This window comes from Rhodanobacter sp. GW835-FHT13D09, assembly GCF_058793995.1.
In genome coordinates this window covers 39,649-59,206 of the sequence record NZ_JBXAGL010000011.1, presented here as the reverse complement: position 1 = coordinate 59,206, position 19,558 = coordinate 39,649, and the positions used below count along the sequence as shown (strand labels likewise).

Genomic DNA, 19,558 nt, shown 5'->3' with positions numbered 1-19,558 from the left:
AAGGCACCGGGTGAGGGACGGGGCAGTGTAGATCGGGGGTTTCCATACCCGCCAGCACGGCGAACCACGAATGGTAGCAGTCGGTCAAGAGCGGGGCGCTAAGGTGACGTTATTCGCGCCAGCAGCCTGCGCCTGTTGTCTAACGGTGGGGGCGCCGTGACAATCACGCAATGACCCCGCCTCTCGCCGATTCACCCCGCACCGTCCTGCGACTGCACCGGCTCAGCCGCCGCCGCGCCAGCCGCGCCGCCGTGCAGGATCTCAGCCTGGAGCTGCAAGCCGGCCAGGTGATGGGCTTGCTTGGCGTGAACGGCGCCGGCAAATCCACCACCTTGTCGATGATCGCCGGCGCGCTCAAGCCCGACAGCGGCGGCATCGAGCTGAACGGCGAGGATTTCCTGGAACATCCGGAACGGGCCCGCACCCAGATCGGCTGGCTGCCGGAACGCGCGCCGATGTGGGCCGCACTCAGCGTCGAGGAACATCTCGACGCGCACGGCCGCCTGCGTGGGCTGGGCGGCGCCGCGCTGCGCCAGGCGCGCAGCGCGATCATCGCGCGGCTGGAACTGCAGCCGCTGGCCCGGCGCCTGGCCGGCGTGCTGTCGCAGGGCCAGCGCCAGCGCCTCGGCCTGGCCTGTGCGCTGCTGCACCGCCCCGCTCTGCTGGTGCTGGACGAGCCGGCCAACGCGCTCGATCCGGTGCAGGTGGCCGCGCTGCGCACGCTTATCCGCGAGCAGGCCGCGACGGGCACCGCGGTGATCCTGTCCACCCACCTGCTGGCCGAAGTCACCGCGGTGTGCGACCGCGTGGCGATCCTGCACGAAGGCACGCTGCGTCACGATGGCCCGGTGCTGGCCGACGACCACGCCGCACTGGAAAAAACCTTCTTCGGAGTCGCGATGAACGGCGGCACCGAACCGGCGCGCGCCGCATGAGCCACGCTTTCGCGAACACCGTCGCCGTGACGCGACTGGAATGGCGCCGGCTGCTGGTGCGTCCGCTGGCCTGGGTGCTGGCCGCGCTCACCGTAGCCTGGCTGGCGTGGAACTTCACCCTGCTGCTGGGCGGCTTCCTGGCCGGGCAGATCCAGCGTGCGGCACTGCCGGACGGCCCCGGCTTCACCGACCTGGTCGGCGTGCCGCTGCTGGCCCAGCTGGCCCAGCTGGCGTTCCTGGTGGTGCCGCTGCTCACCATGTCGACGCTCGCCGGCGAGCGTCGCAACGGCACCCTGCCGCTGCTGTTCGCCGCCGGCGTGCCGGCCTGGCGCATCGTGCTGGGCAAGTACCTCGCAGTGCTGGCCTGGCTGCTGCTGTGGCTGGTACTGACCCTGGCGATGCCGCTGGCGCTGATGCACGCCACCCACTTCGACTGGGGCAAGCTGGCCGCCGCCACGCTGGGCCTGGCGCTGATGCTGGCGGCGCTGGCCGCGGTCGGCGTGGCCTGTTCGAGTTTCGCCTCGCATCCGGCGCTGGCCGCCGCCGCCGCGCTGGTGATCGCGCTGGCGCTGTGGAGCGTGAACCTGGGCGCGCAGATGGCCGGCGTCAACGGCGGCGCGATCAACTGGCTGGCGATGAGCACGCACCTGCAGCCGCTGCTGCGCGGGCTGGTCTCGAGCACCGACATCGTCTGGTTCGCGCTGCTGATCGTGCTGGCGCTGGCGCTGGCCACGCGCCGGCTCGACGCCGACCGGGAGCGCGGCTGATGCGCCATCTATCCAGACGTCTGGACGGCTGGCTGTTCGCGCTGCTGCTGGCACTGGCGGCCGCGGCGGTCGGCTACCTCAGCACGCGCTACGCGCACCAGGCCGACTGGACCGCGAACGGCCGCAGCAGCCTGTCGGCGGAAAGCCGCGCGGTGCTGGCCCGCTTCGATGGCCCGGTGGAGATCGTCAGCTACGCCAACCCGCAGGGCAACCTGCGCCAGACCGTTGCCGGCTTCCTGCAGCGCTACCAGGCGGTGAAGAGCGACCTCACACTGCGCTTCGTCGATCCGCAACTGGACCCGGCGAAGATGCGCGAGCTGGGCATCACCGTCGACGGCTCGTTGATCCTGCACTACAAGGATCGCGAGCAGAGGCTGGACGAGCTGTCCGAGCGCAGCCTCACCAACGCGCTGGAACGGCTGCTGCGTGGCAGCGACCGCATCGTGGCCTTCGTCACCGGCGACGGCGAACGGCGCGCCGACGGCCAGGCCAACGCCGACCTCGGCATCTTCATCACGCAGCTGGAAGCACGCGGCATGCGCGCGGTGCCGCTGAACTTCGCACAGGTCAGTGCGGTGCCCGAGCACACCGACCTGGTGGTGCTGGCCAGCCCGAGCCTGGCGCTGCCGCCGGGCGCGGTGCAGGCGCTGGTCGCCTACCTGCAGAACGGCGGCAACCTGCTGTGGCTGAGCGAGCCCTCGAACGACGACCTCGGCCTCGGTCCGCTGGCCGCCGCGCTCGGCGTGCGCGTGCTGCCAGGTGTGCTGGTCGACGGTTCCGGCGCCGCGCTGGGCCTGCACGACCCGCGCCTGATCGCGCTGGGCAGTTACCCGCCGCAGGCGATCACCCGCGGTTTCACCTTGACCACGCTGTTCCCGCAGGCCTCCGCGCTGGCCCAGCTGGCGCAGGGCGACTGGGCGGCGAAGCCGTTCCTGCGCTCCGGCGCGCAGAGCTGGACCGAGTTCCAGCCGATCGACAACAGCAAGCCCTCGGACATCCGCTACGACGCCGACGCCGGCGAACTGAAGGGGCCGCTGGACTTCGGCTTCGCGCTGAGCCGGCTGTCGCCCAGCCCGGACAAGAGCGAGCAGCGCGCAGTGGTGATCGGCGACGGCGACTTCCTCTCCAACACCTTCCTCGGCAACGGCGGCAACCGCGCGCTGGGCGAGCGCGTGTTCGACTGGTTGCTCGGCGACGACAAGCTGGTCCAGCTGCCGCCGCGCGGCGCGCCGGACCGGCTGCTGCAGATCTCGCAAGCCGAACTGAACGCGCTGAGCCTCGGCTTCCTGGTCGTGCTGCCGCTGTTGCTGCTGCTCGCCGGCGGCCTGATCGCTTGGCGCCGGCGGCGGCGCTGAGCGATGAAGCGCGCCACCCGCCAGCGCCTGCTCCTGCTGCTCGCCGTACTCGCCTTGTCGTCGCTGGCCGGCTGGCAATGGCAGCGCGACACACGCCATGAAACCGGCGACCTCACCACGCTCGATCCAGCCGGCATCAGCCGCATCGTGCTGACCCTGCCCGGCGCGCCACCCCTGCACTACGAAAAGCGCGACGGCCACTGGTGGCGCACCGACGGCCCGCCTGCGCGCGCCGTCGACGCCCGGCTCAACGACCTCGCCGATACTGCCGCGGCGCCCGTGCTGAGCTGGCGCCCGGCCAGCGATTTCGAGCCGGCGAAAGTCGGACTGGCGCCGCCGCGCGCCGTGCTGCAACTGGACGGCCAAACGCTGGAATTCGGCGAGGTGTCAGTCACCGGCCCGCAGCACTACGTGCGGGTGGGTCAGCGGGTTGCGCTGGTATCGTCGCGCTACATGCCGCGCTCGCCGGCGACGGCGACCACCGAGCTGCACTGAATCGCGGGATCACGCCTTGCCCGAACTGCCCGAAGTCGAGACCACCCGCCGCGGCATCGCACCGTACGTGGTCGGCCACCGCGTCACCGGCGTGCTGCTGCGCCGGCCCGACCTGCGCTGGCCGATCCCGCCGGAGATCGGCGAATTGCTGCCCGGCCAGCGCATCGACGCGGTGGAGCGCCGCGCGAAGTACCTGTTGCTGCACACCGAGGCCGGCAGCGCGCTGCTGCACCTGGGCATGAGCGGCGTGCTGCGCGTGCTGCCGCCGGATGCACCGGTCGGCAAGCACGATCACGTCGACATCGCGCTGGATCGCACGGACGCGCAGGCGCCGCGCCTGCTGCGTCTCACCGACCCGCGCCGCTTCGGCTGCCTGCTGTGGCAGCCGCCCGGCACCACCCACGAGCTGCTCGCCGGACTCGGCCCCGAGCCGCTCACCGACGCCTTCGACGGCGACCTGCTGTGGCGGCGCTCGCGCGGCCGCACGGCGGCGGTGAAACTGTTCCTGATGGACAACACGGTGGTCGTCGGCGTGGGCAACATCTACGCCAGCGAAGCGCTGTTCCGCGCCGGCATCGACCCGCGCAAGCCGGCCGGCAGCGTCTCGCGGGCGCGCTACGCGCGGCTGGCCACCGAAGTGAAACGCCTGCTGGCCTGGGCCATCGAACGCGGCGGCACCACCCTGCGCGATTTCCTCAACCCCGACGGCGCTCCCGGCTACTTCTTCCGCGAGCTGACGGTCTACGGCCGCACGGGCGAACCGTGCCACGTCTGCGGCACACCGATCCGACAAGTCACACTGGGGCAGCGCTCCACGTACTGGTGCCCACGCTGCCAGCGGTGAGGGCCACGGAGCTGTCGTGGCTGTAGGGCGGGCATCGCCCGCCGGACTTCCGATCCGTTCCGTGCGCCTGGGTAAGTGCGGCGGGCGGTGCCCGCCCTGCCCAGGCTGGACGCCTTGGCGCGGCGCGCCAGCGGATGTGTCACGACTCACTCCGGCCAGCGGAACTCGACGTGGGTGTTGTTGAACTCGGGGTCGTCGAGGCTGCCGCCCGGCTGCGCCACCAGGCCGCCGGGGATGCCTTCCACGTCGAGCTGCTGGCCGGCCTCGAAGTGCGCGCCGAGCGACAGCAGTTCCACCAGTTTCTCGCACAGCACGCCGGCGCGGTCGATGTCGCGCTCGGGCACGTGGCGCAGGCTGAGGTCGGGGCGGCCGAACTTGCGCATGCCGCGGGTGTGGATCCAGGAGCGGTCGGCAGCCTCCTCGCCGCTGCGCAGGATCAGCACGTGGTGGCGCGGCGGCGCGCCGTCCTTGACCAGGTAGTGGCGGCGCCAATGCGCGGCGTCGAACAGGGTGAGGATCTGCGGGTCCAGGATCGCGGTGCCGCCCACGTCGAGCATGCCGGCCAGCACGCCCAGCGTGTCGCGCAGGTAGTCGAGGCTGGCGCCGTCCTTGAGCACGCCGCGCACCACCAGCACCTCGGGGGCGATGCGCGCCTGCTCGTACGCCTCAGGCGTGTCTTCCCTGATCAGCCGGCCCAGCGCGCCATTCAGCGGGTAGCCCTCCCACTGGCGCAGCACGGCGTTCTGGAAGCGCTGGATCTCCACGCCCGCGGGCAGGCCGGGGCTGCCGTAGCGCGGCGACGGGATCAGCAGCTCCGGCTCGAACTTGCCGAACACGTAGAACTGCAGCACCACCTCGTCTTCGCCAGGTTGCCAGTACGGCCGCGGCCAGCTGGCGGGGGGAGTGGCTTCGCTCATGCGGATTCCTTGGTGGCTCGGTTCATTCGCGCTCGCCCAGCGGCAGCACGGTCTGCTGCAGCTCGATGCGGCCCTGGCCCTCGCTGATCTTCTTGAACTCGGCGCGGCTCACCGAGACATAGCGTTCGTTGCCGCCGATCTCAACCTGCGGACCGTCGGTGACGGCGTGGCCGTGCTCGTCCACGCGCACCACCATGGTCGCCTTGCGCCCGGTGTGGCAGATCGTCTTGATCTCCTGCAACTCGTCGGCCCAGGCCAGCAGGTAGCTGCTGCCCTCGAACAGTTCGCCGCGGAAATCCGTGCGCAGGCCGAACGCCAGCACCGGGATGCCGAGCCGGTCGACCACGTCGCTGAGTTGCCATACCTGCGCCTTGCTGAGGAACTGCGCCTCATCGACGAACACGCAGTGCAGCGGACCGTGCGCGGCGATGTCGGCCTCCACCAGCGCCAGCAGGTCCTCGTCGCCGGAGAAGCGTCGCGCGGCCGCCTGCAGGCCGATCCGCGAGGCGACCACGCCTTCGCCGTAGCGGCTGTCCAGCGCCGGGGTGAGGATCAGCGTGCGCATGCCGCGCTCGTGGTAGTTGTACGCGCTCTGCAGCAGCGTGGTGGTCTTGCCGGCGTTCATCGCCGAGTAATAGAAATAGAGCTTGGCCATGGGGCGCGTTCGGTTGAAGACCATGCATGGTAGCGCGACGGCCGATTGTCGATGGCTTGCCCGAAGACACAAGAGCACCCCACCCCAACCCTCCCCTGCAAGCAGGGGAGGGAGCGCACGTCAGGCCTTGTCCGGCGGCGTGCTGCCGCCGGTGAACGGCGCGCGTGCCTGGGCCAGGCGGTCGCGGCGTTCGGCGCGGCTGCGGCGCCAGTCGCGCAGGCACAGGATTGCGTAGACCAGCTTGAACAGCTGCAGCCGCCACAGCACCTTCGGCGTGTCGAACAGGTCGCCGGCCAGCATCGAGATCACCGCCTGCTCCAGTTGCCAGGTGTTGCGCGGCGAGCGGAGCATCTGCCGCATCACCGGCCCGTTGAAGCGGTGGATGAAGAACGCGAAGCGTGCCATGCCCTTGCGCTGGCGCCGTTCCAGCCGGCGCAGCAGGGCCCGCTCGCGCTGCGGTTCGCGCAACGCCGCATCGACCATGTCGGCGGCCCGCTCCGCACCGTCCATCGCCAGGTACACGCCGGAGGAAAACACCGGGTCGAGGAAGGCGAACGCATCGCCCACCAGCACCCAGCCCGGGCCGCCCATGCGGGTCGCGTCGTAGGAATAGTTGCCGGTGACATGCACCTCGTTGCCGATCAGCCCGGCGCGCTCGACGCGCCGCCACAGCGCCGGGTTGAGTTTCAGCGTGTCGAGCAGGAACTCCACCGTGCGGCCCCTGCGCTGCTTCAGGTAATCCGGCCGGCACACCGCGCCCACGCTCATCACCCCGTCGGGCAGCGGGACCATCCACATCCAGCCGTGCGCGAAGCGGTAGATGCTGACGTTGCCGGCATCTTCACCGGAACGACGATCGGCGCCGCGGAAGTGGCCGAAGATCGCCGCGCTCTGGTGCTGGCAGCTCCGGCGCCGCAATTTCATCTTCGTCGCCAGCAGCGCATCGCGGCCGCTGGCGTCCACCACGTAGCGCGCCCGGACCTCGTAGTCGCGGCCGTCGTCGGTGCGCACCTCCAGCCGGCTCTCGCGCGAGCCGCGCTGCTCCACGCGCCGCACCTCGTGCCCTTCGCGCGCGTCGGCGCCGCAGCCGCGCGCATGCTCGTACAGCATCCGGTCGAAATCCTGCCGCCACACCTGGTACGCGTGCGGCGGGCTGTGTCCGATCGCGCGGGCGAACGCGTAGACGTTGTAGCCGCGCGCGTTGTCGGCCTCGAAATCCGCGCCGGACTTGAACACGCCCAGCGCGCGCACCTTGTCCAGCACGCCCAGCCGCTCGAACACCGGCAGGTTCATCGGCAGCAGCGACTCGCCGATGTGGAAGCGCGGGTGGCGCGCCTTCTCCAGTGCGATCACCTTGTAGCCGCGGCGCGCCAGCAGGGTGGCCGCGGTACTGCCGCCGGGGCCGCCGCCGATCACCGCCACGTCGCACTGCTCGACTTCCTGTTCCGCCATGCCATTCTCCGGTGACTGCCGTGCGGCCGATTATGGCCGAAGCCGACGGGTGCGCCCGGAGCGCTCTGCTACCATCGACCGCCGCCTCACGCCTCGCTCCGATCCATGCTCAATCCACAACAACTGGCCGCCGTCGAACACTGCGACAGCCCGCTGCTGGTGCTGGCGGGCGCCGGTTCCGGCAAGACCAGCGTGATCACCCAGAAGATCGCCTGGCTGATCCAGCGCCGCAAGCTGACCGCCTCGAAGATCGCCGCGATCACCTTCACCAACAAGGCCGCGCGCGAGATGCGCGAGCGCGTGGCGAAGCTGGTCAGCAGCGAGGACGCCGCCGCGCTCACGGTCAGCACGTTCCACGCGCTGGGGCTGAAGTTCCTGCAGATCGAGCACGCCCGCGCGGGCCTGCGCCGCGGCTTCTCGGTGCTGGACGCGGACGACAGCGAGGGCATCGTGAAGGAGCTGGCGCCGAAAGGGGCCAAACCCGACGTATTGTTCGGCATCCGCAACCTGCTCAGCCGCGCCAAGAACGGCGGGCTCTCGCCGGAAGAAGCGCTGGCCGCCGCGCGCAGCCCGCGCGAGCTGGAGGCGGCGACGATCTACGACATGTACCAGCAGCGTCTGAGTGCTTTCAATGCGGTCGACTTCGACGATCTGATCCGGCTGCCGCTGCGCATCCTGGAATCCGACGCCGAGTGCCGCGACGCCTGGCGCGAGCGCCTGCGCTACCTGCTGGTCGACGAATACCAGGACACCAACGACGCGCAGTACCGCCTGCTCAAATGCCTGGCCGGCGAACGCGGCCACATCACCTGCGTGGGCGACGACGACCAGAGCATCTACGCCTGGCGCGGCGCGAACCCGGAGAACATCGACCAGCTCGGCCGCGACTGGCCGAACCTGCGCGTGATCAAGCTGGAGCAGAACTACCGCTGCGGCAAGCGCATCCTGCGCGCGGCGAACGCGTTGATCGCGCACAACCCGCACAGCCATGAAAAGAAGCTGTGGAGCGAGCACCCGGAAGGCGCGCCGATCCGCGTGCTGGAGTGCAAGGAGGCCGAGCACGAGGCCGAGAAGATCGCCTCGATCGCCACCACCCTGGCCGAGAAGCACAAGGCGCGCTGGGACGACATGGCGATCCTGTACCGCGGCAACTTCCAGGCGCGGCCGCTGGAAAAGGCGCTGCGCCTGGCGCGCATTCCGTACCACCTCACCGGCGCCTTGAGCTTCCTCGACCGCGCCGAGGTGAAGGACCTCTTGTGCTACCTGCGCCTGCTGATCAACCCCAGCGACGACGCCGCCTTCCTGCGCGTGGTCAACGTGCCGAAGCGCGAGATCGGCGCGACCACGCTGGAGAAGCTCGGCCAGCTGGCGCAGTCGCGCCATTCGTCCCTGCTCGACGCCACCCGCAGCGATGGCGTGCTGCGCCAGCTCACCCCGCGCCCGGCCGCGGCGCTGGCTTCGTTCGCCAGCCTGCTGGACGAACTGCGCAGCGCCTCGCTGCACGAGCGCGCGGCCGACCTGGTCGAGCTGATCCTGAAACGCACAGGCTACGCCGCGCAGATCGCCGCCGGCACCACCGACGCGACGGTGCGCGAACGCAAGCTGGGCAACCTGAAGGAGCTGGCCGACTGGTTCCGCGCGATGCAGAGACATACCGATAACAGCAGGGGCAACACGGCCGGCGACCTCGCCGCGCAGCTCGCCCTGCTCAGCCACGCCGACCGCGACGAGCCCGGCAACGCGGTGCGCATGATGACCCTGCACGCGGCGAAGGGGCTGGAGTTCCGCTTCGTCTTTATCGTCGGCTGCGAGGACGGCACGCTGCCGCACGAGGGCGCGCTGGACGAAGGCCGCGTCGACGAGGAGCGCCGGCTGATGTACGTCGGCATCACCCGCGCCAAGGAACTGCTGACGCTGTCGTGGTCGGCCAGGACCAAGCGCTACGGCGACGTCCACAACAACCAGCCCAGCCGCTTCCTGCACGAGTTGCCGCAGGCCGACCTGCACTGGCAGGGCAAGGACCCGGAAGCGGACAAGGAAGTGACCCGCGAGACCGCCGAGTCGCACATGGCGCGGATCAAGGCGATGCTGGCAGGCGGCTGAGTTGACGGCCCAGGGCAAATGTTTTCCAGTTCCCGCCACAACAGCCAGCCGCACGCGCCTGCCGGCGCCGAGGGATTCCCATGACCGACCCGACTCACATCGGGTTGCGGGACTGAACCGCCGCCGCGTGGCTCAGATCAGCTTCGCCGCCTCCAGCTCGCTCTTCAGGTACGCGTAGTAGATCGGCGCGGCGATCACGCCCGGCAGGCCGAAGGCGGCTTCCATCAGCAGCATGGCCACCAGCAGCTCCCACGCGCGGGCGCGGATCTGGGTGCCGACGATGCGTGCGTTGAGGAAGTACTCGAGCTTGTGGATCAGGATCAGGAACGCCAGCGCGGCGATGCCCACGCCCAGCGACACCGACATGCCGGCCACCGTGATCGCCGTGTTGGAGATCAGGTTGCCGATCACCGGCAGCAGGCCGGCCACGAAGGTCACCGCCACCATGGTCTTGGCCAGCGGCACGTGGATGCCCATCAACGGCAGCAGTCCCAGCAGGAAGACCGCGGTGAATGCGGTGTTGATCAGCGAGATCTTGATCTGCGCGAACACGATGTTGTGGAACGCGTCGGCCAGGCGCTGGCAACGCAGGCTCAGCGCCGCCGCCAGCGGGCCCATCTGGTGCGCCGGGCCGGTGCGGCCGAGCGCCACGATCGCGCCCAGCACCAGGCCGATGATGATGTGCACGAATACCCGCACCGCGCCCTTGCCCGCCAGTTGCAGCGTATCGGCATGCTTGCGGGCCAGTTCGATCGCACCCACGCGCAGGTCGTCCACGCTGTCAGGCAGGCTGTTCACCAGCGCCGGCGGCAGTTGCTGGCGCGCCTTCTCCACCAGCGGCATCAGCTGCTCCTGCCAGAGCAGTTGCGGATTGCCGATCTCGTGCCGGAACAGGCTGATCGCGCCGAGGATCAGGAGCAGCAGCAGGCCCACCACGATCGCACCCAGCACCGCCACCACCACCACCCGCGCGCGGTCGCCGGAGATGCGCCGGCCCAGCAGCGGCACCATCGCCTGCACCAGCTCGAACACCAGCAGGCCGGCCAGCAGCGCGGGCAGCAGGTGGATCCTGACGACCAGCAGCAGCACGGCCGCCGTCAGCAGGTAGCTGGCGCAGCGGATCACCGACGAGGACTCGCGCAAGGCGGGCAGGGGGGAATCCATGCGGAACGGAACCGTGGGCCAGGGAGCCGCCAGTCTGTCAGCAGCCCGCCACCGCTGCCAGCCCTGCCATGGCGCTGTCGTAAACTTCGCTCATCGTTCCGCCTCGCTTCCCGGCAAGGATTACCGCATGTCACTCCGTTTGCCCGCCGCCCTGCTCGCGCTCGGCCTGCTGGCCGGCTGCGCCACCGCGCCGCGCCAACCGGCGACCACGCTGCCGGCGGCGACGCCTGCCGCGGCTGCGGTGCCGGCGACGGTCGCCGCCAACGACAACCTCAATGCCGTGGCGTGGAGCCAGACCGCGATCGAGCACGACCTGATCTACCTGCAGACCTTCCGCAATGCGCAGGCGCAACTGCTCGCCGCGCTGCGCGACAGGCACTGGGACGCCTTGGGCAAGGGCGATCGCACCACGCCGCTCGCGGGCCTGAAGCCGGCGGTGATCCTGGACGTCGACGAGACCGTGCTGGACAACTCGCCGTTCGCCGCACGAGGCGTGCGCGGCGGCAGCGAATACAACGAAGCCGAATGGGCGGCCTGGTGCCGGGAGGAACGCGCCAGGGCATTGCCAGGCGCGGTCGAGTTCACGCAGTTCGCGGCAAAGCACGGCATCGCGGTGATTTACATCTCCAACCGCGCGAAGGACCTGGACCAGGCCACCCTGGCCAACCTGCGCAAGGCGGGGCTGCCGGTCAGCGGCCCGCAGGCGTTCCTCGGCCTGGGCACCGTGGTGGACGGCTGCGAACAGGCCGGCAGCGAGAAGGGCTGCCGCCGCCAGCTGGTCGCGCGGCACTATCGCGTGCTGATGCAGTTCGGCGACCAGATCGGCGATTTCGTGGACGTCCTCGCCAACACCGCCGACGGTCGCCGCAAGGCGGTCGCCGACTACCTGCCGTGGGTCGGCACCCGCTGGTTCGTGCTGCCCAACCCCACCTATGGCTCGTGGGAGCCGGCGCTGTTCAACAACGACTGGAGCCTGTCGCCCGGGCAACGGCGCCAGCAAAAGCTCGACACACTGCGCTCTGAATAATTTTCACACTGTAAAACAATAGATTGCAGCATAAAGAAAAAGTATTGCCTCAACTTTAACGAGCGGGTAATATCTGGTCCGCCAACACCTGCTGACCAAAATCTTCGCAGGCACGGCCATTTCCCTCCGGCTCTGCCGGATTTCCCCGTGAGGCCCAATGCCCGCGGGGTTTTCTTTTGGGAAATCCGCAAAAATTTGCGCTTCGGCCTTGTTTCGAGGTCGCCACGACCCTTACCCTGCGCGCTCACCTCGGCCGGGCGGCACGTCCGCCGCCACACCGTGAGACCCGCCCATGCGACTCCCTCCCCTGCGCCACGTCCTGTTGCCGCTGCTTGCCGCGCTGTTGCTGGGCGCATGCCACGGCAAGGACGATGCCGCCCAGCCGGGCGGCAGCTCTCCGGAGGCGGCGCTGCGGACCTCGATCGACCTGTTCAAGGCCGGCGACTTCCAGGGGCTGTGGAAGCACGCGCTGCCACCGGCCGACTACGCCCACATGCGCGCGGACTGGAGCCGCCAGCAGCTGGCGCCGGAACCGGTTGCCGCCGGGGACCGCGCCCGCTTCGACGAGACGGTGCGCAAGCTCACCGAGCCGGATGCGGAGAACAAGCTGTACGCCGAACTGCAACCGAAACTGGTCACGATGGAGCAGCAGTACAAGGATCAGCTGCCGGTGCTGGTCAGCATCGGCGAGGCGCTGGTGAAGAACGGCCTGGCACGGAACCCGACCCTGAGCGCGGCGCAGAAGAACCAGGTCACCGGCGCGCTGGACGCGCTGCTGCCGTGGGCGCAGCAGACGCCGTGGTTCGACCAGGCCCGGGCGAAGCAGGCGATCCAGGTGGCCGTGGCCACCACGCGCCAGCTCGACCTGAAAAGCCCGGAGCAGCTGCGCACGATGGACTTCGACGCCTCGATGGCCAGGTACGCCACCGCCTATGGCGGCCTCAAGCAGTTGCTGGCGATCTACGGGCTGTCGGTCGACGCCACGCTGGACTCGATCCGGCTCGGCCCGGTGTCCGGCAGCAACGGCCGCGCGGTGGTGCGGATCGACTACACCCTGCTCGGCAAACCACTGTCGACCGAGTCGATCCTGGTGCGGGAAAACGGCCGCTGGTACAGCGAGGACCTGTTGCACAACGTGCGCCAGGCGCACCAGCGCCGGCTGCAGGAGGTCGCCGGCGCACCGGCGCGCGCAAGCAGCGCCCCCGGCGCCGTAACGAAAGACTGAACATCGCGGCCATTAGAATAGACCGATGCCAATGAACAGCACCGCGGACTCCCCTGCCCGCCAGCGCGCGCCCTGGTGGTTCAACTTGGCCGGCCAGCTGCTGCAGCCGTGGGTGCGCATCCGCCGCGACCCGGCCGAGCCCACCACCTTGCTGCAGGCCGGCGTGCCGGTCTGCTACGTGATCGAGCGCGACGGTTTCTCCGACGCGCTGATCCTGCAGCGGGCCTGCCGCGAGGCGGGCCTGCCCAACCCGATGCAGCCGCTGGCCGGCACCCGTCGCCGGCGCTCGGTGTTCGCCCTGGCCCGGCGCGACGGCTGGCTGTTCGGCCGCAACCGCCGGCGCAACCCCAACGAACCGCTGCGGCAGCTGGTGCGTTCGCTGGAAGGCATCTCCGGGCACGACATCCAGATCATGCCGGTATCCATCTACGTCGGCCGCGCGCCCAGCCGCGAGAGCGGCTGGTTCCGCGTGCTGTTCTCGGAAAACTGGGTGATGGTGGGCCGCTTCCGCCGCATGCTGGCGCTGCTGCTGAACGGGCGCGACACGGTGGTGCACTTTTCCACCCCGGTGTCGCTGCGCCAGATGCTGGACGAGGCCGACACGATCGCCCCGGAACGTTTCGCACGCAAGGTCGCGCGGGTGCTGCGCGCGCATTTCCACCGCATCCGCGCCGCGGTGATCGGACCGGATCTGTCGCACCGGCGCACGGTGGTCGATGCGGTGCTGAACGCCGAGCCGGTGCGGACTGCGATCGCCGCCAGCGCGGCCAAGGAAAAGATCAGCCAGGCCAAGGCCTGGCGCAAGGCGCACAAACTGGTGCTGGAGATCGCCGCCGACTACTCGCACCCGGTGGTGCGCTCGGCCTCCTTCCTGCTCTCCAACTTCTGGAACAAGCTGTACGACGGCATCGCCATGCACCACTTCGACAAGGCCCGCGCCGCCGCGCCGGGCCACGAGGTGATCTACGTGCCCTGCCACCGCAGCCACGCCGACTACCTGCTGATGAGCTACCAGCTGCATGTGTCCGGCGTAGTGGTGCCGCACATCGCGGCAGGGGTGAACCTCAACCTGCCGGTGATCGGACCGATCCTGCGCCGCGGCGGCGCGTTCTTCCTGCGCCGCAGCTTCAAGGGCAATGCGCTGTACTCGGTGGTGTTCAACGAATACGTGGCGCAACTGATCGACCGCGGCGTGCCGATGGAATACTTCATCGAGGGTGGCCGCTCGCGCACCGGCCGCCTGCTGGCGCCGCGCGCCGGCATGCTGGCGATGACGGTGCGCGCGTTCCTGCGCGCGCCGCGCCGGCCGGTGCTGTTCCAGCCGGTCTACATCGGCTACGAGAAGCTGATGGAGGGCAAGTCCTACATCGGCGAGCTCAGCGGCCAGCCGAAGGAAAAGGAATCCCTGCTCGGCCTGCTCAAGGGCCTCAAGGTGCTGCGCCAGCGCTACGGCCACGTGGCGCTGAACTTCGGCGAGCCGGTCGAACTGACCCCGCTGCTGGACGCCGCCAGCAGCGACTGGCGCGTCGCCACCACCGACCCCGAGGCGAAACCGGAGTGGCTGAACGCGGTCACCGACCGCCTCGCCGAGCAGATCCAGATCAACATCAACCGCGCCGCCGACGTCAACCCGATCAACCTGCTGGCGCTGGCGCTGCTCGCCACGCCCAAGCACGCGATGGCCGAGAGCGACCTGCTGACCCAGCTCGAGCTGGGCAAGGCGATGCTGGAGGAACTGCCGTATTCCGACCGCATCACGCTGACCCCGATGGGTCCGGCCACGATCATCGCCTACGGCGAGCAGATGGGCTGGATCCAGCGCGTGCAGCACCCGCTCGGCGACGTGCTCACCGCCACCGGCGAGCGCGCGGTGCTGCTCAGCTACTTCCGCAACAACGTGCTGCACCTCACCACCACCGCCGCGTGGGTTGCCTGCTGCTTCCTCAACAACCGGCGCATGTCGCGCTCCTCGATCCTGCGGCTGGGCCGGATCATCTACCCGTTCATCCAGGGCGAGCTGTTCCTGCCGTGGGACGAGGACGGCTTCGCCGCGCAGATGCAGGCGACGATCGACTTCTTCGTGCGTCGCGGCCTGCTCGAATCGGTCAGCGACGGCCGCGTGCTCGAGCGCAGCCCCGGCCAGGACGACGGCGCCTACCAGCTCAAGGTGATCGCGCGCAGCCTGATCCAGGCGTTCGAGCGCTACTACATCACCATCGCCGCGCTGGCCAAGAAAGGCCCGCACACGCTGACCGGCGCGGAGCTGGAGAACGCCTGCACGCTTACCGCGCAGCGGCTGTCCCTGCTCAACGAACTGTCCGCGCCGGAGTTCTTCGACAAGGCGCTGTTCCGCGGCTTCATCCAGAAGCTGCGCGAGCGCCGGGTGGTGTGGACCGACGACGATGGCAAGCTCGACTACGACGCCGCGCTGGAGGGCATGGTGCGCGACGCGCGGGTGATCCTGTCGCGCGAGGTGCGCCACTCGATCCTGAAGATCACCCCCGGCGGCGACCGGGAGCCCATGGCGGACCAGCCCGCCCACGTCCCCGCCGACAGCGACGACGCCGCGCTGCACGAGCGCCATGTCGCGGCCGAGCACTACCAGCACCAGGCGTCGGGCAGCACCGGGGGGGCAGCGGCCGACCCGACCCCGCGGCAATGAGGCGGCCATGCCGCCCTGCAGCGGCCGCGTGCGGACGGCACCGCCGCCGGGCCCTCGCCTGATGCCGGCACGAGCCCGATAGCCGGCGCGGGGTATCCGGAGGCTTGGAGCAGGCCCTAAGATGGCCGCCCCCTGTCTGGAGTCCTTGCCCATGGCCGCACACCACGCCCTCGTCCTCGCTGCCGCCCTGCTGTCGGTGCCGGCCGGCGCTTCGGCGACCGACGCCCCAGCCCGCCAGGACGTCCGCGTGCTGCATTGCGCGCGCCTGCTCGATACCGCCGCCGGCAGGATGCTCGGCGAGACCAGCGTGGTGGTCGACGGCAACCGCATCCGTGAGCTGCACGCCGGCGCCGTGGACGTGGAGCCGTACCGCAAGGAGGCCAGCGCCGCAGGTGGCGCGTTCCAGTACATCGACCTGCCCGATTCGACCTGCCTGCCCGGCCTGATCGACAGCCACACCCACCTGACCATGGAGTTCAGCCGCTCCACCTACAGCGACAAGTTCCGCCTCGATCCGGCGGACTACGCGATCCGCAGCACGGTCTACGCCAGGCGCACGCTGCTGGCCGGCTTCACCACCGTGCGCAATCTCGGCGACGAGCACAACGAGTCCATCGCGCTGCGCAACGCCATCAACGCCGGCATCGTGCCGGGGCCGCGCATCTTCAGCGCCGGCCAGTTCGTCGGCACCACCGGCGGCCACGCCGATCCCACCAACGGCTACCGCGCGGACCTGGCCGGCGACCCCGGCCCGAAGGACGGCATCATCGACTCCCCCGGGGACGCCTGGAAAGCGGTGCGCCAGCACTACAAGGACGGCGCCGACCTGATCAAGATCATGCCCTCCGGCGGCGTGCTCGACGAAGGCAGCAGCGCCGACAACGCGCAGATGACCCTCGAGGAGATCAAGGCCGTGGTCGCCGCCGCGCACGACTACGGCTTCACCGTGGCCGCACACGCGCACGGCGCCGAGGCGATCCGTCGGGCGGTGCTCGGCGGCGTCGACTCGATCGAGCACGGCACTTACATGAACGACGCCGACATGCAGCTGATGAAGGAGCATGGCACCTGGTTCGTGCCGACCATCATCGCCGGCAAGTTCGCCGAGGAGAAGGCGAGGGAAGGCTGGTATCCGCCGCAGGTCGCCGCCAAGGCGGAGCAGGTCGGGCCGATCATCCAGGCCACCGCCGGCAAGGCCTACAGGGCCGGCGTGAAAATCGCATTCGGCACCGATGCCGGGGTTTATCCGCACGGCGGGAACGCGAAGGAATTCGTCTACATGGTGCAGGCCGGCATGCCGCCGATGTTCGTGCTGCAGGCCGCCACCACGCATGCCGCCGAGCTGCTGCACAAGCAGGACGAGCTGGGGCGGATCGCCGTGGGCCGGCGCGCCGATGTCATCGCGGTGCCGGGCAACCCGCTGGACGATATCGGCGCGATGCAGCATGTCAGCTTCGTGATGAAGGACGGCGTCGTCTACAAGGACGGCGGCAAGCCTACGCTGTAGCATGGCGCCCATGAACGAGCCGCAATCCAAGACCACCCACTTCGGCTTCCGCGACGTGCCGGTGGACGACAAGCAGAAGCTGGTCGGCCAGGTGTTCACCTCGGTCGCGCGCAGCTACGACCTGATGAACGACCTGATGTCGTTCGGCATCCACCGGCTGTGGAAGCGCCATTTCGTGGCGGTCAGCGGCGTGCGCCGCGGCGACCGCGTACTGGACCTGGCCGGCGGCACCGGCGACATCGCCGCGCTGATGAAGCCGGTGGTCGGCGACGAGGGCGAGGTGGTGGTGGGCGACATCAACGCGGCGATGCTCGGCGTGGGCCGCGACCGCCTCACCGACCGCGGCCTGGTCGCCGGCCTGCGCTGGGCCCAGCTCAACGCCGAGGCGCTGCCGTTCCCGGACAACAGCTTCGACGCGGTGACCATGGCCTTCGGCCTGCGCAACGTCACCGACAAGGACAAGGCGCTGGCCGACATCTGCCGCGTGCTCAGGCCCGGCGGCCGCGCGCTGGTGCTGGAGTTCTCGAAAGTGCAGAGCGAGCTGTTCGGCAGGCTGTACGACTTCCACTCGTTCAAGGTGCTGCCGAAGCTGGGCCAGCTGTTCGCCGGCGACGCCGACAGCTACCAGTACCTGGCCGAATCGATCCGCAAGCATCCCGACCAGGCCACCCTGAAAGGCATGATGGAGCGCGCCGGTTTCGGCCGCGTCGAGGTGCGCAACCTCACCAACGGCATCGTGGCGATCCATCGCGCGTACAAGTTCTGAGACAGCGGCCGGTCCGGCTGACCCAGATCAGTGGCCGGCCGTGATGCGCGGCGTATGTTGGGGCTCCCTTTCCTGCGAGCCCCGTCCCATGTCCATCGACACCGTTTCCGAACAGAACGTGCACCTCTTCGACGCGCGCGGGGTGGCCCGGCGCTTCCGCCACTCGGCGATCTTCGGCGCGATCGGCGCGCTGCGCTCGGGCGAGACGATGCGCTTCGTCAATGACCACGACCCGATCCCGCTGATCGCCCAGCTGCGCGAGCGCCTCGGCGACCACCTCACGGTGAACTACCGCCAGCGCGACGCCGATGCGGTGGTGATCGACTTCGGCATCACCGGCCTGCCGGGGGAGTGATGGACTACCCCGCGTTCTACGACCAGGCGCCGCGCATCGCGATGCGCGACCCGCTGGCCGAGTTTCTCGGCGCCGCCGGAGGCGGCCGGCTGGAATACAGCTACCTCGATGCGGTGCGGCTGGCCGGCCACTCCTGCCCCACCGTCGCCGGCGCCTGGCTGATGGCGCGCATGGCGCTGCAGGCGCTGTACCCGGGTGAGCCGGCCGAACGCGGCGGCATCACGGTGCGCATGCCGGCGCCTGCGGACGAAGGCGTCACCGGCGTGATCGCGCAGGTGCTGACCCTCGTCACCGGCGCCGCCGCCGAGAACGGCTTTCACGGCATCGGCGGCCGCTTCGTGCGGCGGTCGCTGCTGGATTTCGCCACCGCCCCGAGCGCCAGCGCGGTGCAGTTCGGCCGCCGCGACAACGGCGAAACGGTCGCGGTGACCCTGGACCTGTCCCGCGTGCCGCCGGCGCCGAACCTGCGCGAGCTGATGGTCGTCGCGCTGCACCCGACCGCCACCGCGCACCAACACGCCACCTTCACGCAGGCCTGGCAGGACCGCGTGCGGCGCCTGCTGCTGGAGCACGCCGACGACCCCGAAGTGGTGCGCCTGACCCGGCTGAACTGAGCGTGCGCTCAACCGGCGCGGCGCAGGTCCTGCAGCCAGGTACCGGCGCGGCGCACGTCGTCCTCGTGCTCCGGGTCGCGCCAGCTCTCGACCAGCGCAGCGTCGTACCACTCGCGCATCGCGGGCAGGTCGAGCAGGCGCTGCGCGTAGGCCATCGCGGTGCCGCCGAGCCGCAACCCGTAGCTCTGGATGCGGAACGCCACCGGTGCGTAGAACGCATCGACCGCAGTGAAGGCCTTGCCGGCGAGGAACGGGCCGGCGAAGCGCGCCAACCCCTCGTTCCACAATTCGTCGAGGCGGGCAAGGTCCCGGCGCAGCGCCGCGTCCGGCGCCTCGACGCGCACGCGGACCCCGCAGTTCATCGTGCAGGCGCCGCGCAGCGCGGCGAAACCCGCGTGCATCTCCGCCGCCGCGCAGCGCGCCCAGGCGCGCGCCAGCGGATCGGCGGGCCACGCGCCGGGATGGCGCTCGGCCAGGTACTCGACGATGGCCAGCGAATCCCACACCGTCACCTCGCCGTCGCGCAGGCACGGCACCTTGCCGGTGGGCGAGAAGGCACGGAACGCGTCCCAGCTCTCGCCGCTGCCGCCGGTGAGCGGCACCAGCCGCTCGGCGAACGGGATGTCCAGTGCGCGCAGCAGCACCCATGGCCGCAGCGACCACGAGGAGTAGTTCTTGTTGGCGATGCAGAGTTCGTACATGCGTATCTCCTGGG

At 70.0% G+C, this 19,558-nt stretch carries 18 protein-coding genes; 13 read left to right on the top strand and 5 right to left on the bottom strand.

The features are described from left to right. The first annotated feature begins 170 nt into the window (after window positions 1-170). From AC1Q5A_RS14350 to mutM, 5 genes are read left to right on the top strand one after another with little or no spacing between them, the layout of a single operon-like run. Entirely contained in the window at window positions 171-935 is a 765-nt protein-coding gene (locus tag AC1Q5A_RS14350; protein ID WP_492701752.1) for an ABC transporter ATP-binding protein, read from the top strand. Then, a complete protein-coding gene (locus AC1Q5A_RS14345; RefSeq protein WP_492701750.1) occupies window positions 932-1,702 on the top strand; it encodes an ABC transporter permease in 771 nt (256 codons plus the stop codon). Before AC1Q5A_RS14350 ends, AC1Q5A_RS14345 begins: the two co-directional genes overlap by 4 nt. Next, entirely contained in the window at window positions 1,702-3,057 is a 1,356-nt protein-coding gene (locus tag AC1Q5A_RS14340) for a GldG family protein (protein WP_492701748.1), read from the top strand. Before AC1Q5A_RS14345 ends, AC1Q5A_RS14340 begins: the two co-directional genes overlap by 1 nt. A gap of 3 nt (window positions 3,058-3,060) precedes the next feature. After that, on the top strand, window positions 3,061-3,552 hold the full coding sequence (locus tag AC1Q5A_RS14335; protein WP_492701746.1) for a hypothetical protein: 492 nt from the start codon (window positions 3,061-3,063) through the stop codon (window positions 3,550-3,552). 16 nt (window positions 3,553-3,568) lie between these two features. Beyond that, on the top strand, window positions 3,569-4,396 hold the full coding sequence (gene mutM, locus AC1Q5A_RS14330) for a bifunctional DNA-formamidopyrimidine glycosylase/DNA-(apurinic or apyrimidinic site) lyase (protein WP_492701744.1): 828 nt from the start codon (window positions 3,569-3,571) through the stop codon (window positions 4,394-4,396). A gap of 146 nt (window positions 4,397-4,542) precedes the next feature. Here the strand turns inward: mutM and AC1Q5A_RS14325 are convergent, their stop codons facing one another. The 3 genes from AC1Q5A_RS14325 to AC1Q5A_RS14315 all read right to left on the bottom strand — a co-directional run bounded on the left by AC1Q5A_RS14325 (window position 4,543) and on the right by AC1Q5A_RS14315 (window position 7,420). Beyond that, complete coding sequence (locus tag AC1Q5A_RS14325; protein WP_492701742.1) at window positions 4,543-5,313, bottom strand: hypothetical protein; 771 nt, start codon at window positions 5,311-5,313, stop codon at window positions 4,543-4,545. Window positions 5,314-5,335: 22 nt separating this feature from the next. After that, the gene (locus AC1Q5A_RS14320) at window positions 5,336-5,968 is read right to left on the bottom strand and encodes a thymidine kinase (RefSeq protein WP_492701740.1); all 633 of its coding nucleotides are present in this window, start codon (window positions 5,966-5,968) and stop codon (window positions 5,336-5,338) included. Window positions 5,969-6,088: 120 nt separating this feature from the next. Further along, the gene (locus AC1Q5A_RS14315) at window positions 6,089-7,420 is read right to left on the bottom strand and encodes an NAD(P)/FAD-dependent oxidoreductase (protein ID WP_492701738.1); all 1,332 of its coding nucleotides are present in this window, start codon (window positions 7,418-7,420) and stop codon (window positions 6,089-6,091) included. 105 nt (window positions 7,421-7,525) lie between these two features. Here AC1Q5A_RS14315 and AC1Q5A_RS14310 point away from each other — a divergent pair, with 105 nt between their 5' ends. Continuing rightward, entirely contained in the window at window positions 7,526-9,523 is a 1,998-nt protein-coding gene (locus tag AC1Q5A_RS14310; RefSeq protein WP_492701736.1) for a UvrD-helicase domain-containing protein, read from the top strand. 132 nt (window positions 9,524-9,655) lie between these two features. Here the strand turns inward: AC1Q5A_RS14310 and AC1Q5A_RS14305 are convergent, their stop codons facing one another. Further along, window positions 9,656-10,687: an AI-2E family transporter gene (locus AC1Q5A_RS14305; RefSeq protein WP_492701734.1), complete on the bottom strand. Its 1,032-nt coding sequence runs from the start codon at window positions 10,685-10,687 to the stop codon at window positions 9,656-9,658. A 127-nt stretch (window positions 10,688-10,814) separates the two neighbouring features. On the opposite strand from AC1Q5A_RS14305, the gene AC1Q5A_RS14300 reads away from it, so the two are divergent. The 7 genes from AC1Q5A_RS14300 (at window position 10,815) to AC1Q5A_RS14270 (ending at window position 18,843) form a co-directional block, all read left to right on the top strand. Further along, window positions 10,815-11,714, top strand: a complete 900-nt coding sequence (locus AC1Q5A_RS14300; protein WP_492701732.1) for a 5'-nucleotidase, lipoprotein e(P4) family — start codon at window positions 10,815-10,817, stop codon at window positions 11,712-11,714. 292 nt (window positions 11,715-12,006) lie between these two features. Next, on the top strand, window positions 12,007-12,939 hold the full coding sequence (locus AC1Q5A_RS14295) for a hypothetical protein (RefSeq protein WP_492701730.1): 933 nt from the start codon (window positions 12,007-12,009) through the stop codon (window positions 12,937-12,939). Between the two features lie 31 nt (window positions 12,940-12,970). Beyond that, window positions 12,971-15,601: a glycerol-3-phosphate 1-O-acyltransferase PlsB gene (gene plsB / locus AC1Q5A_RS14290; protein ID WP_492701728.1), complete on the top strand. Its 2,631-nt coding sequence runs from the start codon at window positions 12,971-12,973 to the stop codon at window positions 15,599-15,601. A 151-nt stretch (window positions 15,602-15,752) separates the two neighbouring features. Continuing rightward, a complete protein-coding gene (locus AC1Q5A_RS14285) occupies window positions 15,753-17,108 on the top strand; it encodes a metal-dependent hydrolase family protein (protein WP_492701726.1) in 1,356 nt (451 codons plus the stop codon). Window positions 17,109-17,118: 10 nt separating this feature from the next. Then, window positions 17,119-17,874 (top strand): bifunctional demethylmenaquinone methyltransferase/2-methoxy-6-polyprenyl-1,4-benzoquinol methylase UbiE, encoded by a 756-nt coding sequence (gene ubiE, locus AC1Q5A_RS14280; RefSeq protein ID WP_492701724.1) that lies wholly within the window; start codon window positions 17,119-17,121, stop codon window positions 17,872-17,874. 88 nt (window positions 17,875-17,962) lie between these two features. Continuing rightward, window positions 17,963-18,229, top strand: coding sequence for a DUF2249 domain-containing protein (locus tag AC1Q5A_RS14275; protein ID WP_114343220.1), 267 nt, complete (start codon window positions 17,963-17,965; stop codon window positions 18,227-18,229). After that, window positions 18,229-18,843, top strand: a complete 615-nt coding sequence (locus AC1Q5A_RS14270; protein ID WP_492701722.1) for a hypothetical protein — start codon at window positions 18,229-18,231, stop codon at window positions 18,841-18,843. Before AC1Q5A_RS14275 ends, AC1Q5A_RS14270 begins: the two co-directional genes overlap by 1 nt. 8 nt (window positions 18,844-18,851) lie before the next feature. Here AC1Q5A_RS14270 and AC1Q5A_RS14265 read toward each other — a convergent pair whose 3' ends face one another. After that, the gene (locus tag AC1Q5A_RS14265; RefSeq protein ID WP_492701720.1) at window positions 18,852-19,544 is read right to left on the bottom strand and encodes a glutathione S-transferase family protein; all 693 of its coding nucleotides are present in this window, start codon (window positions 19,542-19,544) and stop codon (window positions 18,852-18,854) included. Between the last annotated feature and the right edge of the window lie 14 nt (window positions 19,545-19,558).

Bases quoted from the DNA above. Each gene is read 5' to 3' on its own strand.
- AC1Q5A_RS14350 (WP_492701752.1), top strand. From the start codon at position 171: ATGACCCCGCCTCTCGCCGATTCACCCCGCACCGTCCTGCGACTGCAC.
- AC1Q5A_RS14345 (WP_492701750.1), top strand. From the start codon at position 932: ATGAGCCACGCTTTCGCGAACACCGTCGCCGTGACGCGACTGGAATGG.
- AC1Q5A_RS14340 (WP_492701748.1), top strand. From the start codon at position 1,702: ATGCGCCATCTATCCAGACGTCTGGACGGCTGGCTGTTCGCGCTGCTG.
- AC1Q5A_RS14335 (WP_492701746.1), top strand. From the start codon at position 3,061: ATGAAGCGCGCCACCCGCCAGCGCCTGCTCCTGCTGCTCGCCGTACTC.
- AC1Q5A_RS14325 (WP_492701742.1), bottom strand. From the start codon at position 5,313: ATGAGCGAAGCCACTCCCCCCGCCAGCTGGCCGCGGCCGTACTGGCAA.
- AC1Q5A_RS14320 (WP_492701740.1), bottom strand. From the start codon at position 5,968: ATGGCCAAGCTCTATTTCTATTACTCGGCGATGAACGCCGGCAAGACC.
- AC1Q5A_RS14315 (WP_492701738.1), bottom strand. From the start codon at position 7,420: ATGGCGGAACAGGAAGTCGAGCAGTGCGACGTGGCGGTGATCGGCGGC.
- AC1Q5A_RS14310 (WP_492701736.1), top strand. From the start codon at position 7,526: ATGCTCAATCCACAACAACTGGCCGCCGTCGAACACTGCGACAGCCCG.
- AC1Q5A_RS14305 (WP_492701734.1), bottom strand. From the start codon at position 10,687: ATGGATTCCCCCCTGCCCGCCTTGCGCGAGTCCTCGTCGGTGATCCGC.
- AC1Q5A_RS14300 (WP_492701732.1), top strand. From the start codon at position 10,815: ATGTCACTCCGTTTGCCCGCCGCCCTGCTCGCGCTCGGCCTGCTGGCC.
- AC1Q5A_RS14295 (WP_492701730.1), top strand. From the start codon at position 12,007: ATGCGACTCCCTCCCCTGCGCCACGTCCTGTTGCCGCTGCTTGCCGCG.
- plsB (WP_492701728.1), top strand. From the start codon at position 12,971: ATGAACAGCACCGCGGACTCCCCTGCCCGCCAGCGCGCGCCCTGGTGG.
- AC1Q5A_RS14285 (WP_492701726.1), top strand. From the start codon at position 15,753: ATGGCCGCACACCACGCCCTCGTCCTCGCTGCCGCCCTGCTGTCGGTG.
- ubiE (WP_492701724.1), top strand. From the start codon at position 17,119: ATGAACGAGCCGCAATCCAAGACCACCCACTTCGGCTTCCGCGACGTG.
- AC1Q5A_RS14275 (WP_114343220.1), top strand. From the start codon at position 17,963: ATGTCCATCGACACCGTTTCCGAACAGAACGTGCACCTCTTCGACGCG.
- AC1Q5A_RS14270 (WP_492701722.1), top strand. From the start codon at position 18,229: ATGGACTACCCCGCGTTCTACGACCAGGCGCCGCGCATCGCGATGCGC.
- AC1Q5A_RS14265 (WP_492701720.1), bottom strand. From the start codon at position 19,544: ATGTACGAACTCTGCATCGCCAACAAGAACTACTCCTCGTGGTCGCTG.